The 15,761-nt window shown below is 39.8% G+C and carries 12 protein-coding genes and 1 tRNA gene; 1 reads left to right on the top strand and 12 read right to left on the bottom strand.

What is annotated here, in order from left to right:
- From rimP to FIU21_RS12910, 3 genes are all read right to left on the bottom strand, one after another.
- Positions 1–468, bottom strand: coding sequence for a ribosome assembly cofactor RimP (rimP, locus tag FIU21_RS12920; RefSeq protein WP_004358718.1), 468 nt, complete (start codon positions 466–468; stop codon positions 1–3).
- 387 nt (positions 469–855) lie between these two features.
- Complete coding sequence (locus tag FIU21_RS12915; RefSeq protein WP_036885766.1) at positions 856–2,085, bottom strand: alpha/beta hydrolase family protein; 1,230 nt, start codon at positions 2,083–2,085, stop codon at positions 856–858.
- A 333-nt stretch (positions 2,086–2,418) separates the two neighbouring features.
- Positions 2,419–4,167: a S41 family peptidase gene (locus FIU21_RS12910; RefSeq protein ID WP_004358723.1), complete on the bottom strand. Its 1,749-nt coding sequence runs from the start codon at positions 4,165–4,167 to the stop codon at positions 2,419–2,421.
- Positions 4,168–4,363: 196 nt separating this feature from the next.
- Between FIU21_RS12910 and FIU21_RS12905 the strand changes: the two genes are divergently transcribed.
- Positions 4,364–4,437, top strand: a tRNA-Asn gene (locus FIU21_RS12905).
- A 321-nt stretch (positions 4,438–4,758) separates the two neighbouring features.
- Here FIU21_RS12905 and FIU21_RS12900 read toward each other — a convergent pair.
- From FIU21_RS12900 to FIU21_RS12860, 9 genes are all read right to left on the bottom strand, one after another.
- Positions 4,759–5,337: a DUF8188 family protein gene (locus tag FIU21_RS12900; protein ID WP_004358725.1), complete on the bottom strand. Its 579-nt coding sequence runs from the start codon at positions 5,335–5,337 to the stop codon at positions 4,759–4,761.
- Between the two features lie 20 nt (positions 5,338–5,357).
- Positions 5,358–5,933 (bottom strand): DUF8188 family protein, encoded by a 576-nt coding sequence (locus FIU21_RS12895; protein WP_155812473.1) that lies wholly within the window; start codon positions 5,931–5,933, stop codon positions 5,358–5,360.
- A 12-nt stretch (positions 5,934–5,945) separates the two neighbouring features.
- A complete protein-coding gene (locus FIU21_RS12890; RefSeq protein WP_004358730.1) occupies positions 5,946–7,106 on the bottom strand; it encodes a DUF4280 domain-containing protein in 1,161 nt (386 codons plus the stop codon).
- Between the two features lie 2 nt (positions 7,107–7,108).
- Positions 7,109–8,008 carry a hypothetical protein gene (locus FIU21_RS12885; RefSeq protein ID WP_004358732.1) on the bottom strand — a complete coding sequence of 300 codons (900 nt, stop codon included), beginning with the start codon at positions 8,006–8,008 and terminating at the stop codon, positions 7,109–7,111.
- Between the two features lie 472 nt (positions 8,009–8,480).
- A complete protein-coding gene (locus FIU21_RS12880; RefSeq protein ID WP_004358734.1) occupies positions 8,481–8,849 on the bottom strand; it encodes a desulfoferrodoxin family protein in 369 nt (122 codons plus the stop codon).
- Positions 8,850–9,311: 462 nt separating this feature from the next.
- Positions 9,312–11,339: an alpha-amylase family glycosyl hydrolase gene (locus tag FIU21_RS12875; protein ID WP_036885713.1), complete on the bottom strand. Its 2,028-nt coding sequence runs from the start codon at positions 11,337–11,339 to the stop codon at positions 9,312–9,314.
- Positions 11,340–11,576: 237 nt separating this feature from the next.
- The gene (locus tag FIU21_RS12870; protein ID WP_004358738.1) at positions 11,577–12,584 is read right to left on the bottom strand and encodes an Outer membrane protein SusF domain-containing protein; all 1,008 of its coding nucleotides are present in this window, start codon (positions 12,582–12,584) and stop codon (positions 11,577–11,579) included.
- Between the two features lie 82 nt (positions 12,585–12,666).
- Positions 12,667–13,845 (bottom strand): SusE domain-containing protein, encoded by a 1,179-nt coding sequence (locus FIU21_RS12865; RefSeq protein WP_004358740.1) that lies wholly within the window; start codon positions 13,843–13,845, stop codon positions 12,667–12,669.
- A gap of 278 nt (positions 13,846–14,123) precedes the next feature.
- Positions 14,124–15,752 carry a RagB/SusD family nutrient uptake outer membrane protein gene (locus FIU21_RS12860; RefSeq protein ID WP_004358743.1) on the bottom strand — a complete coding sequence of 543 codons (1,629 nt, stop codon included), beginning with the start codon at positions 15,750–15,752 and terminating at the stop codon, positions 14,124–14,126.
- Between the last annotated feature and the right edge of the window lie 9 nt (positions 15,753–15,761).

The raw sequence follows: 15,761 nt of genomic DNA, 5'->3' as shown, positions 1-15,761 counted from the left end.
TTACTTGAAACTTATTATGTATTTTGTATATTTTACTTCATCCATCTTGTACGCATGGTCTACGTCCATCTTCACTGGACGTTTCTTACCTTCCACTTGTACCTTCTCATTGACTGCAACAACAAAGTCGTTACCATCAACGCTCTTCAATATGCCTTTGACTTTCTTTCCGTCCTTACCGAGCACCTCAACTTCTTTACCAATGAAGTTCTGATACTGCTGAGGAACTTTGAAAGGCTGACCCAATCCTGCAGAACCTACCTCAAGTTCGTAATCCTCTTCATCACGTGAGAGACGATCTTCGATATACTTGCTCAACTCTACACAATCTTCAATCCACACGCCATCGGCATGATCAATCTCAACGACAATCTTATCGTCAGAACTGATTTGAATGTCAACCAGGAAGTACTCCTTACCTTCCAGCCACTCGTCAACAAGACTTTTTACAACGTTTTTATCTATCATAAGTGTTTTAATATGAAAAATGAGGGACTATTAAAAGCCCCTCATTCCTCTGAACGTTTGCAAAGTTACAAATATTTTCGCCACATTCCAAATGTTTTACGGCTTTTTTATCTGCTTATAAGCGATTTAGATGAAATATATCCAAGGTCTTTCTTCCCCTAAGAAATCTTCGAATTCTAAATTCTTTCATGAAAGAAAATATTTCTTTTCGTGAAGAAAAATATTTTTTTCATGAAAATAAATTCTTCCTTTCATGAAAATAATTCTATGCAAACCTTTTTTTAGATAACTAAAAGATAGGAACTACACATATAAAGACCACTAAATCAACTGTATATAAGCACATATCACCACTTATCAATTCTAAATAAACTGCGAATTCTGTATTTATTGTTTGATAAAACGAACGATATCTTCCAAGACTTCTGGCGAGATTGTTTCTTCAATCATCCTATATTCCGAAATATTTCCGGTCTTACAGTGTTGGAAAAGATGGTTAAGAGATGGATATTCTTTGATAACGTTTTTGGGATTATTCTTTAGATGAGCCTTAATTCCTGTAAGATTAAGCGACGATATCACCTGAACATCACGATTCCCATTAATAGCCATAACAGGACAAAGCGTCTTTGAGATATCCGCAGATGGGTCATAATCAATAAAGAAGTTCAACCAAGGTGACCTCTTTATAATGGCATTCATACGATACTGATGCGTAGAGAAACGCATTGACTGCCCTGTTAGTTCGAGTATCTTATTTGTTTGTGCTGTCAAAGCTGTGTCTCCTTTCACGCCAACACTAGCCATACTAATAACGAAATCTACTTTCCCTTTCGCTCCCAACATGAAAGCTATAGAGCCTCCTTCACTATGTCCGAGTACGCCAACCTTACCAAAAAGCTTTGACGCACGCAGAAATTCAACACCACTCATTGCATCTCGCATAAAATCAAGCGTCGTAGCATGTTCCACATCTCCGCCTGTTGATTTACCAAAACCACGGTCATCATAACGCAAAGTGGCTACACCATTCCGTGCCAGATAGTCTGCTATAACAAGGAAAGGCTTATGATCGAAGATTTCTTCATCTCTGTTCTCCTGCCCACTCCCAGTAACCATCAACACAACAGGGGTCTGTCCTTTCTTATAACCAATAGGGTATGAGAGTGTCCCAACAAGTGTTGCCTTATCTGTCACATTTTTAAATGTCACTTCTTCTGTCTTATATGGATAGGGAGCTACAGGGTTCTGCGGACGATTTAGTTTCTCCTCTCCTCGTTTCAAGGTTAATGGAAAGGGTTGCCCCTGGGTAAAAGTACCGACTATCTCGTCCCCTTTCAATTTTCCTTGATAGCTGAGAGCCAAACTTGCGAGGCTTACACTGATAGAATCAGACGAGCAGTAATCTGTTTCTACCGCTATCCCCTTTGCCCCTTGATCAGGACTATCGAGCGTACATTCAACCTCTCCTTGTGCATCACAATTCACATGTAACACAATAGTCAACAATTGTGGACCAAGATTCAACTTACCCATCCACACTCCTTCCATAGGTTTCTGTGCAAAAACTCCAACCCACGAAAACAACAAACATAAGAGTAGAATCTTCTTTTTCATATTCATCAAATTTATAGCACAAACTGTTATAAGCGAAGCAAGCACTTTAAAACAACTTTTCCAAGTCTCGTTCTCACATTCATCCTCCACTTGCTTTGGCACTGAATAACAAGCAAGTAAGGTTCCCACAGGGCAAAGATAAAGAAAAAAGACATGTAAGTCAATCCCTATAAAAGAAAATATTTCATATAAAAAGAGAATTGTCTATCAAAAAGCAATTCATCAACATGACAAGTAACCCATAAACAACCATACAAAATGACTATATAAGAATAAGGCTTATAAGTTCCAATTGAACTCATAAGCCTTATCCCTTTTATTAAAAAGTTCCCTTTATTTCGCCTTTGACTTCTGCTTTTTATCAGCAGCAACATTGCTTGCTGGTTCGAGCTTAACCAAAGGCTGACCAACAACGGGCTGCAAAAGTTTCTTATACTCTACTGGATTCTTCAAGATTTCCACAGCCTTTTTCCATTGCTTATCGAACTGCAGGCTATTCTCTAAAGAGCCTTTTTGGTAATAATAAGCTGAAACAAGGTCGCTCGTCAACACTTTCTTCAGGGTTTGCTTGTTATAATCAAGGTCTTTAGCAAGATTATGATTCAACTTCTTCTCTAAGGCATCAAACTCACCTTTCGCATCATCATAATAGCCTTCGAACTTAGCTAATTTCACAAGATTCTCCAAGTATTTCTTACTCTCACGGTCATACTTGAAACCACTCTTCAACACTGCTTGCTTGAAGTCTTCAAAGTCAGCATCTGAAATGACAAATGTCTTTGCAGGACCAATAGTAGGATGCTTCTTCAAATACTGCAACTCCCAATTCCACATTACCTCTGTTGAATCGCGTCCAGAAGAAGCAAGATAAAAAGCAATGTTTGGTAGAGAGTCTGGACGCACCTCAACATCTGGCTTGATACCACCACCATCACGCACCTCACGTCCGTTTGCCGTGTGGAACACATGTGTTAGCGAGTCTGGTACATGCTCAGTATATCCGCCATTTGCATGCTTATAGTTGATTGCCTGTATGCAACGCCCACTTGGAATATAATACTTACTTGACGTTAGTTTTAAATTTCCATTATAAGGAAGATCCATTGACACCTGTACAAGACCCTTACCATAGGTTCGTGTACCGAGAACTACCGCACGATCAAGGTCTTGCAGACTACCACTGGTAATCTCACTGGCACTCGCAGTCTCATCATTCACCAACACAACAATCGGCATAACGGTGTCGATAGGTTCAACTGTCGTCTTATACTCTTTGTTTGCACGTTCCATCTTACCCACCGTCTTCACCAGTGTAATCCCTTTCGGTACAAACATATTTACGATGTTAACCGCCTCTTGCAAACTACCACCACCATTGTTACGGAGATCAAAAACAAGTGAGGTCATACCCTGTTTCTTCATATCAAGGAAGGCACGACGTACATCCTTAGCACATCCCGTTGTGAAAGAGTTAAGATTCAGATATCCCACTCCACCATCCTGCACACCATAATAAGGTACGGCAGGGAGCTGAATAGAACGACGAGTAATCTTAAACTTCATCTTCTTATTCACTGACGGACGCTGAATAGTCAGGATAAAGGTTGTACCAGCATCGCCACGTAGATGATTGCTGACGCATGCAACATCCTTACCCACCATTGACGAATCGCCAATAGCAAGGATGACATCACCCTTCTTCAAACCAACTTCCGCAGCAGGCATATTTTCGTATGGCTCATCAATCACCGTATTCTTCAATAAGAAATTATAACGAATCAATGCACCAACACCTGCATACTTACCCGAAATCATCAAGTCGAGGTCTTTCACCTTCTCCTCTGGGTAATAAATTGTATAAGGGTCGAGCGAACGGAGCATGTAATTGATACCCGTCCCGATTACCTCGTCGGCATTAAGGCTATCAACATACATCAAGTCAAGATACTTGTAAATAGCCGAAAAAGTCTCAAGATTCTTTGCGACATTGAAGTTATGCTCCTTCTCCGCAGTGCTTTGTGCCATAACAGACCCACTGAAAGTTAGCAACCAGAGTCCGAAAGCCAAAAACAATTTTCTCATTATATATTATATCTGTTTGTTGTTTAATGTTCTTATAACGGGACAAAAGTACATTATTATAATGGAAAATACGCCTTAATAACAACGAAAATAAAGAAAATTACGATTTTCTTGAAATTTTCTTCAAAAACATTTGGCAGTTTCAAAGAAACATACTACCTTTGCAACCGCTTACAAGAAATAAGCGATACAAACTGCTTCAGTAGCTCAGTTGGTTAGAGCACCTGACTGTTAATCAGGGGGTCGTTGGTTCAAGCCCATCCTGGAGCGCATCAAAAGGAATTACGAAAGTAATTCCTTTTTTGTTTTATATAATTTCCACAGAAGGCGCAGAGCATAGCAAAAAATAAAGAGTTTAGTAGAAAATAAGTAGGAACAAGCTGAGCTGTAGATATTTGAAGGCTACTAAAATAATAAGAGAACTACTTTTCTTACTACAAAAACACTTTTGATTTAGTTTGCTGTCATTTTAACATTTCGCAAAAAACACTGTAAACTAAGAAGTTAACATATATAACAGATGATATCAGTGACAGGAAACTCTATTTTAATAATACATATTAGTTTTCACACAAGATAGATTACTTGATATTAATCCTTATCCTTATACAGCCGATCAAACTCATCAGAAGGAAGAATATGAGTGAGATATAACTCTACATACTGACGCAAAATATCGGGATTAATTACACCAAAGAGCTTATCACTATCATCATAATCAGGATCTAAACTATCTTTATAAAACAAAGGCATCGGCATTTCCTTTGTACCATACTGCTTATCATTCCACTGCTGTTTATTCGCATAGAATAAATATGTATCACCTCCTTGAAAATCCATCAAAACTCGATTCTCACCAATATCGGAAAAACCATCCATTTCTATTCCTGAGAACGAATATACAGAAACGTATTTTTTATATTCCTTGCTATAAAAGACCATTTGAACAAAAGATTGATGTTTTGATCGCCGACTGAACTCGGTTACAAAAGAATCATACAACACATCATTGTCTTCAGGAATTGTAATCTTAACGATTTTACTGTCGGCAATATACTTATCTGCATAGCCATACGCATCACCATTTCCTCTGAAAAACAAAAACGTAATCACAGGAAAAATGGCAAAAGCTGCCATAGTGCCAATAAGATGATACTTATTAGTCTTCATATAAGATAGATTACTTGATATTAATCCTTATCCTTATATAGCCGATCGAACTCGTCAGAAGGAAGAATACGAGTAAGATATAACTCTACATACTGACGCAAAATATCGGGGTTGATTTTATCATACAATCCTTTATCATGAAATTTAGTTTCAACACTCTCTTTATAAAACAAAGGCATCGGCATTTCCTTTGTACCAAAATGCTTATCATTCCACTGCTGCTTATTCGCATAGAATAAATATGTATCACCACTCTGAAAGGCAAAGCTGACTCGATCCTTACCAATATCAGAAAAATCATCCATTTCTATTCCTGCGAAAGAGTACACAGAAACGTATTTTTTATATTCCTTGCTATAAAAGACCATTTGAACAAAAGATTGATGTTTTGATCGCCGACTGAACTCGGTTACAAAAGAGTCTGATAACACCCTACGGCTCCGAGGAATTATAATCTTAACAATTTTACTGTCGGCAATATACTTATCTGCATAGCCATACGCATCGCCATTTCCTCTGAAAAACAAATACGTAATCACAGGGAAAATAGCAAAGGCTGCCATAGTGCCAATAAGATGATACTTATTAGTTTTCATATTCATAATAAATTATTTAGAGGATATAATTCCCATAAAGGAAGTATTCTGATTACTGCCTGTGTCATTATTAAGTTGTATATTTGTAACTTCTGCTTCCACGTTTTTACCACATTGTTTCTTTAACTCATCAGAAATAAGATCAATAATGGCATTAGTCACCGTAGCTCCAAAATTAATTGCAGCATTACGAACACCTTTTTTGGCAGCATCAAGTTTTTTATTCAAATCCTGATTTCTTGCCCTTTCTATATTCAATCCTCTTTGCGCCTGACTCTGTCGGGTTCTTGCAGCTTGTTGCCCCCTATTCGGAATACTTGCATTCCGGGCATTCGTCCTATCATTTAATACGCCTTCATATTGATTTATCCGACTTGTAGACTCATTGACTTGTCTTGTTTTATTACCGACCTCATTATACGCACTTTTACCTTCCGAAATAGCGTCATATGTATCACTGCCACTTTTTACTTTACCGAATACTCCTCCCGTACTTTCAGATAGGATATAGGTTCCAACTTCTACAGCCATATCACCATACCCTACACCACCTGTCAATTGCGCAGCTAAACCTGTAATACATCCCTCCAAAAGCTGTGTTCCCCATTGAATATAAACCTCACGATTATTGTACATGGATATCAGTTTTGCTGCTTCCGATGCAGCGTTCTCGTTTAAGATAATTAATATTTTACCTTTTTGAGGACAATCTAAAACAGATTGATTTAAAAGAGCTGACTTTCCATTTAACAGCACAGAATCATGCATTAACTTCCATATCCCTTGAAGAGATGCATCACAATCATGTGTTGCCGTATAAGCCACAACGCTGACAGCTGCCACTGCGAGTGTTACTACAATAGCACATTTTGCAGCTGCATATGCTGCCATAGCCACAGCTGCTGCACCTCCTGTCGCAACGATTGCTGCACCAATAGCAATACCAATGCAGATACCAACACAAAGTGCTACCAATCCTCCCCAGAAACTCTCTGGATTCTTGCAGTCAAAACACTCTGAAACTTTCTTATCATCAACATTCAGTATCGGCTGCGTACTGCTACCATTAATTACCGTACACTTCTTGCGAGAAACACCTAACTTACGGGGCACGCCACATGTCATATTGGAACATACGATGCAAGTACCTTGTCTTATATAGGATTGTGCCATAATTATTTTATTTTACGCATTTTAAAACTTATAGTCAGCTCTGCATTGTTCTCAACCTCTTCACAGATAGACACATCTGCTTCAAGTAAACACCTTGTAGACGGAGCAATAGACATCTGTGCGTTATAAGAGAGGTTATAGGCTGAGAAATCATATTGAACAAAAGGTTTAAACTTTCTATCATAGATTTTCTTTGCTGCCTCCTGAATGCTATCAATTCCTTTAACATCTGTTCCTGTCCTTGATAATTGTATCAAAGAAGGCGTTTCGTTACTAACCTTTTGATTCACTCGAAAAGCAAACGGCATATTCTCAAAGAGAGGAGAACTATACTTCACGTCAAAAGAGGGAGAATAACTTACAGGAGCAACAAGGTACTCATCAAACAAAATGGAATGAGGTAGTTTCATCTCATACTCTTTCAAAAGCGTATCATGGTTCTGTATGCCCCTGTCAACAATGGAGATAAACTCCTCCATAGACTTCCTCGTATCAGAATCAGTTACAAAGTCGTACTTGGTCGTCATCTCCTTCTTATACTTATTCCAATTATCAACAATTTCAGAATGATTGAGAAATCTCATCATATGCCCGTTGGCTGGATCAATTGCAAAAACCACATTTGATTTGATCTTCTCTAAATCTTCAACCATCTCAAAAGCACTGCTGAACTGTTCTGGAAATATAGACAGATGATTTTCACCAATTGTTAAAAGAAATGCTTGACGTCCCTCCATATCTACCGCTCCCTGCAAAGTGTAATCGGTCTTTGTCTCTACTGTGCTGACAGGCATTTCATTAAACCTTGTTACAACAGTCTGCTCACAACGATATTTTCTTGTTTCCAACATTTTTACATCACCTTTCTCGGCATGTAATTGAACATCTTCCCAATATCCCATATATCTTTATATATATTAAATTATATCACAATTCTTTAGAATCGTATTTTTAGTTTTGAAAATCACACCATTTTTCACTTACCTATCAATTGTCACACGTATAGCTATCTCACTACTAATAGTATTTATGCTATCTATTAACAGCTAACATTATCTATCTAATTACAGGTATAATTGAAAATAAGGAGGAAATTGAGAACTCTTCAAATAATTTTATATTGAATTGCAAAATACGCATAATATTTTTAAAGGAGAAAATATTATACGTATTTTTACAAAAAATTAATAACAACAAACCGCTATATTTGTTCTGTAGCAAGATGTGAGAAAAAGATTAATTACCCTAATGGGGCATATTAGGCTTAATATAATAACAGAAAGTATAGGAAGACAGAAAAGAAAAAGGGTGTATGCTCTCCTTTTTAAGAAGACTCATACACCCAATATTATATGTCAGCTTGTAAAGTTGTACTTACTTTGAACGCCAGAGACCGTGAAGGTTGCAGTACTCACGTGCGTAAACCTCAGTTGCATCAGTCTTAAACTCAGCTACTGGACGGTCTGTTGGCTCGAGATACTTGCGGAGAACCTCATTGTTGTTAGTTACCAACTCAATCCAAAGGATAGAGTGTGCCTCTGTCATTGGGTGCTCAACCTCACCAACAGTTACACGGTAACCACCTTCAATCTTCTCAACAACTGGTACGTGCTTCTCAGTAGCAGCATCAGTAGTATTCTCAACTACATGCTCCATACCAGCAACACCACACTCACCGCCTAATAATACTTCAACGATCTGACCACTCTCTGAACACTTATATAATTCGTTTCGCTTTGACATAATAAATTATTTCTTAATGTTTTATGTCTGCAAAGATATATCTATTTTCCGAAAGAAACAAACTTTCCACTTGTAAACATTACAAAATTTACATTCTTTAATACTTCCTCACCTCTATGATTGCCTTGTATTTACAGAATATCTTACCTTATTAGCAATCAAAACTTTATCAACTCTACCCTATCCCACCATCTTTTACCATCGTAAAGATGCCTAACACCAATGGTGTTAACGCCTAACACCAATGGTGCGAACCATGAGCACACGATGTGCGGAGGGCTAAACACCAAAGAACTCATCATATAAAGAAGTGCCATATGACGTTAGAAAAACCATATAAAACAAAAAGTAAGTCTACTTAATGTGATAAGAAGACTTACTTTCTCAAAGTTTATACACCTCTAAATATAGGATATTACATAGAAAAATGTATGCTTTTTTCTTTTTATCTGATAGCTGTACTTACTTTACAACTATCTTCTTGCCTGCATGGATATAAACGCCACGCTGTGAAGGCTTACCTGTGAGTCGCTGACCAGAGAGTGTGTAATAAAACTTATCGACCTTACTCTGTTTAGCATCTATCTCAACTCCCTCAATACCCATTACTGTTTCCGTTACATTATTGACAGTATATTTACCATTTTCCTTTGTTGATGAGATAACAAAGTAAGACGTTTTCTTCACGCGTTCAATGTCTAAACTTTGATTATCACTGGCATTTGCTGCGCTACCAATACTAAACACAAAGTTCACATAGTCATCAGCTTTTGTGAGCGTATAGTCCTTATAGAACCAAGTCTTGCCATTTATCGTTGCAGTTGTAGTAACCTTATCGCCTGGCCATGCCGTTGCTGTGTGCGTACCACCCCATGAATGATAATTCACGTAGATGCTCCAATTCACCTGATCAGTATTCACATAAACACGAATTGTCTCTGGCGTGTAAGGGACTGGAGCCGTAACCTTATAGCTGCGAGTGATAACCTTACCCACTACACCACCTGCCAACAATGCCACTTTCAAGGTTGTTTCACCCTCAGGAAGGGTTATTTCCGTTCCAGAAGCCACCTGCGCACTACTTGCCGTTGGCTCTGTACCATTCGTTGTATAAACAAGTTTAGCTCCCGCATTGGTAGACACTGCTGTTAGTTTAACCTTTAAGTTCTCTACTTCATACTGACCACTCGCCTTATCAACCCAAGGGGTCTCTGCATCATTAGTCAAATAATAAGCGTAGTGATAACCACTCAACAACTTAGTATAACGTGAAGTAGGAACTATTAGTTGGTTAGCATTGCTACCCACAACCACCAAAAGTTTTCCGTTCTTACCCGTAACAACATTCGCATAATAGCCAGTAGAAGAACGATAGTTCTGATAACTGCTCGTATTCGTTACCCCAGCCAACTTACGGGCATCAATCATTGCCTTTATTTCCTTTGGATAAGCAAGATAATGAGTATAGAAAACACAAGGTGTTCCAGGCATTGCCAAAAGATAAGCATTGGCTGCTAACGTATCCTTACGGATAGGGTCTGGGCTGTAACCACTTGTCGTTCCTCTGTCTTGAACATCATGATTTTCAACAAAGGTTACGGCATATTGCTTATAAGCACCATTATCTATATTAAGCCCCGTAAGTCTTGTATCATTAAGAACACGCCAATCATTCTGATTAATAGCATCACGAACAGCATAGCGGAAAGCAAAGTCAAAGGCTGCACTACGTTTTCCTGTGGCATCAATCCACGCCTTTACGGTATTCGCATTGCCGTCCCAATACTCACCTACAGAATAAGTAACGTTAGCCGCTGTATTATAATTACCAACATGAGAAGCGGCAAATCCCTTCACCATATCATAACGGAAGCCAGCATAACCAAGGTCATTAAGCAAGTAATTTTCGTATGCCTTAACAATCTTCTGTACGTTACTACTCTTGTGATCAAGGTCGCGCATACCGCCCCAACCTTCTCCATCGTCATTGTTCTGACTAAGTTGAGTGCCCGTTTTTCTTGCTTCTGTAGCAGCCGCTCCACCGTCATCATCAGCACAAACATCCGTAGAAAGGTTTTGATAAGTTACTCCCTTATAAACTTCTGCAGGGAAACCAAACCATCCATTATTCGTTCCATGGTGATTGATAACCACATCGGCAATCGTACCAATCTGCTTATTTTTAAAGGTAGTAATCATACTCCTCAACTCCGCCTCCGTACCGAACGATGAGTTCTGATTGAAGTAATAGAGTGGATCATAACCCATCGACTTCGTTGCAGCAGCCTTGCCACTCTGCGGAACCCATACAAGATCGAAATAACCAGAGAAGTCATTAGCTTTCTTCTCCAGCACAGTCCACTGCGAATCGTCGAACGAATCCCAATAAAAACCTTGTAGCATTACACCACCATAATTAGTAGGCCAACCCTGTGACATGGCACAAAGGGAAAATACTAAGGCATATAAAAACACGAGTTTACGTTTCATATAGATTTCGTTTTTAGTTGTTTACAGTCTATGTGTACAAAGATAATGATTTACCAAACACAATATTCGCAAACAACTGTGTATCTAAGTATTTTAGAATGCAATCGTTTGCACGTTTGCCAATAAAAAAAGATAATCCCTTACTAACTATACCTTCCTTTCAAATATTATAAAAAAAGAAAGAGTGTGTCGACATCATATCGGCACACTCTTATCATTTTATCTAAATTCAAGTAATTAAGGAGCTGTCTCCATTGTACAATGCGACTTCGTATCACACAAGAGATAGAGCTTAATATTATACTTACCAGCTGCAACATTGATGTTACCACCCTTGAAAGTAATATCAGTCAATGAGCCACCCCAGTCTAATACCCAATCATTGTTAGCGCGGAACTTCATCTCACCAGCGGTCAATGTGATGCCCTTTATCTCCCAACACTTCTCAGTAGCATTGTAGGTCATTGCTTGATCGCTGCTCCAGCCACCTGCTGTTGCAGAACCAATAACACCAACACGACTAATAGCTGTGTAGGTAAGTGCCTGTGACGTGAGGTCAACATCAACCTTATAGAATCCTGCTGGCTCAGTCATCACGATATTGCTACCCTTCTCTACGAGACCAGTACCATAGTCAGTACCGCTCCAATCCTGCTTAGTTGCAAACTTAAAGCCGTTCTGGTTGAGATACATAAAGCCTGTGTACTTACCATCAGCAGCTGCGCTATAAAGCGGATTGCTGAATGACCAGCCGTTAGCATCACCTGACATATAAAGATACTGAGTGAAAGCTGGGGCAACACAAGTCACATTTGCAGTTACGCTCTGTGAAAGACTGAAACCCTCACCACGAAGCAACTTTACTTTATCTGTCACTGTAACAGCTACCTGATGCAGGTCGCCATTCTTACCATAGAGGTTCTCTACGGCAGAAACAAGTTCTGAACTCTTCACCTTACCCTCTTTACTTGCGTTAAGGGTTGCTGTCTTGTTATTATAAGAAAGTACAGCTGTCAGGGTCTGAGAAACAACTGAATCTTTTGATACCACCTTTGGAACAAATAGCTGAACAGAGTCTGCTGTTGCAGTATTGAAGTCGATGGCAGCTGCTTGACTTACATTAAACGTAACCGTACTAACTGTCTCTGCGCTGTTACTCTGTGGTGCAGTCCATGCTTCATATTCATCGCTACCGCAAGAAGCAAGGAGCAATGCGGCACTTGCCATGATTAATAATTTCTTCATTTCGATTCTTCTTGTTATGTGATAAGGGTGTGTCATACTAATTGTGCCTGCTGACACACCCTCTATTATCATCTTTAATAAATTACTGCTTTACGAAAGAGTACTGACCAGTGATGTCATTGAAGTAAACAATGTAAGTACCCTTACCATTGCGAACGTTCTTACCGCCCTTCGTTGCAACACCGTATGGGAATGCTTCAGAACCCCAGTTTACGTCCCAAGTACCGTTAGCAGCGAACTTACAGCCCTCACCATCAGCACCAGTAGACTTCTCAGCGAAGGTTACAGTAGTCTTCCAATCATGATTTTCTACAACAGTTGTCTGTGCAGTCATTGCTGTTCCAGCAGCATTCCAGCTGTCATGCTTACCGGGAAGAGCCATAGAATTATAAACAGTTGGTGCAGCACCCGTGTACTTCTCTATCTTCAGCTTCGTATTCTTGGTATCAAAAGTAATGGTATAATAACCAGCTGTTGGCACTTTGATATCAGAAGAACCACCATCGTTATAAACAAAATCACCAAAGCTTGAACCCTGTCCAACCTGACCAGCATCCCAATTCTCTGGGTTTTTCTTCAGCTTGAAGCCTGCTGTTGACAGATAACCAGTCCAAGAAATAACACCCTTACCTGTCTTCTTATCATACTCCTGACCTTCCATTGGCAACAATGGAACCACCTGACTATTACCCCAAGAGCCATCACCGAACGAACCACCGACGAGATACCAAGTCTCAACAGGGGCGTCAGAGAGTTCAACATAATAAGGAGCAACACTCATCTTTACAGGGTTAGAGTAGATTGTATCACCATTTACTAATGAGTAAACACGTGCATAGAGTTCCTGCGTTGCAGGAACAGCATTCTCCTCGTAGCGTTCCATCTTCTCAATGGCAGTAGCAAGGTCGGCTGCAGGAACAGAGGTAGAAGCTGTACCTGTTGGCGAACCAACAGCAGCATAGTTACCACGTTCAGCATCCATATCAACAACAGCGTCCACAGACTTTGTCCAAGTGTTGGTAGTTGAGAACTGCATACCATATTCAGCAGCTACAGGGAAACCATATTCAGGCTGCGACCATGTGAACTTCAGGCTCTCAGCAACCTTTAAATCTATTGTTTGTGCAGCGTAAGCTGGTGTGTTCAGAACGAATGTCTTTGGTGACTGAAGAACTGGATTGTTGTCCAAGTCCTTGTCGCAGGCAGAGAACAGTGCCACACCTGCACACAACAGCAACGATGACTTAATTATTGATTTCATATTGATTATTCTTTAATCGTTTACTTTCTATTATTCAATAGTACGTCTTTTCAATGTCTTATGGGTCTCAAGAACATACTTTCTAACCATGATGTGGGTTATATAGAGTCTTGTCGGCGAATTCTTTCCATGAAAAGAAATAATTATTTTCACGAGTGGAAATATTTATTTTCATGAAGAAAAATATTTATTTTCATGAAAAGAATTTGCCGTAGATGATTTCCGAGAGGTTCAATCTCAGTTTTCATCAGACTTTTCAGCCATTGACAACACCTTAATTAATACCCAGTATTCTGAATCAAGTTGCTATTAGCAACCATATCACTTGTCGGAATTGGGAAGAGATTGAGGTGAGAGTCGAAGTTACGACCACTCTTCACACCACCCTTCCAACTCCAGTTGTAATTAACATTACCACCGAAGTAACCGAAACGGATAAGTGTTGTACGACGCAAGCCTTCGAAGTAGAACTCACGGCTCCACTCGTCACAGATCTGACGGAGTGAATAAGCGGTCTGAGTAGTAGCATTAGCACGCGTACGGAGCGCATTGATATAAGCAGTTCCCTGTGCAGTTGTCGTTCCATTGTTCTGACGTGCATCAGCCTCTGCATACATTAAGTAAGCCTCAGCAGCACGCATAAGGAAGAAGTCGGCATCTGGGAAGAGCGAGTTATGACCTGCACTGCCGTCCGTCTTGAAGTTATTAAACTTACAAACAGAGAATCCGTTGGTAAATACCTTTACACCCTTCTCATCGTCACCATTGCTTACATTACGACCTTCACCATCGAAGAGGGCACGATCGTCATCAGCTGCTGCTGGCATAGCGTATGCAGCAACATTAGGAGCATCGTTATTTGGGAAGAACTTCAATACGAGGTCTGGACGCATACGGTTACCAGCCCAACCGCCAGTTGTGCTGTTACCAGCAATAGCAGCACTCTTGATATGCTCGCTGTTATCGTTAGAACCAGCCATAAGGTAGAGGGTTGTACCATATGAAGTTGTCTTCAAACCATCCTGAAGGATAGGGAAGATAGCCTCAACAGAAGCACCATTCTCACCATTATCGCCCATAAAGAGTTGCTGATAAGCACTCCACTGACCCTTCTTGGTTGTGTAGAGCTTATAAGGAGAGTCGATAACCTTCTTTGCATATAACTTAGCATTAGCCCAATCAGCAGTACCTGTATAAACCTCAGCATTCATATAAAGACGAGCCAAGAGCATCCAAGCAGCAGCTTTGTCGACACGACCATAACCAGTAGTGGCTGAAGTCTTTGGACTTGCATCGTTCAGTTTAGGCTCAACCTCGTTCTTCAATTCGTCAATAAGCCACTTATAAAGGTCTGCACGCTGGATGCGAGCTGGCTTAGCAGAAGATATTGCTGTTGTGAAAGGAACATTACCCCATCCGTCCAAGAGATAGTAATAATTCAAAGCACGGATGAAACGAACCTCTGCTGACATCGTTGCGTTGTAGTCACCGAAGTCTGCAAGATACTGATTGCAATAGGTGATACCCGCATAAAGACGATAGTAAAAACCCTTCAACATTGGATGTGAAGCGTCATAACTATCGAAGTTCATGTTAGCAATACCCTCATCACCCCATGCGCAGATAGCCTCATCGGTGGTTAACTCCTGTGAGTTGAACAGCTGACGTACGTAACCACTGGTTCCACCATCGATACCATCAACATCGCTATCACCATTAGCTCCACCGTTACCAGCCATAGCAATATGAGCATAGCACTTATTGAATGCGCTTTCTGGCGACGTATTTTCCTTTGTATTAAGGTTTGGATCAATTGGTTTTACATCCAAATCGCCTGTACAAGAGGTGAACCCTACTGACAGCAAAAGTGCTGCTGTAGAGAATATATATTTGAATTTAGTATTCATTGTCTTTAC

Origin of the sequence: Prevotella melaninogenica, assembly GCF_013267595.1 — a bacterium.
Lineage (GTDB): Bacteria > Bacteroidota > Bacteroidia > Bacteroidales > Bacteroidaceae > Prevotella > Prevotella melaninogenica_D.
The sequence above is the reverse complement of the archived record's forward strand: the minus strand, read 5'-3'. Positions and strand labels throughout refer to the sequence as shown.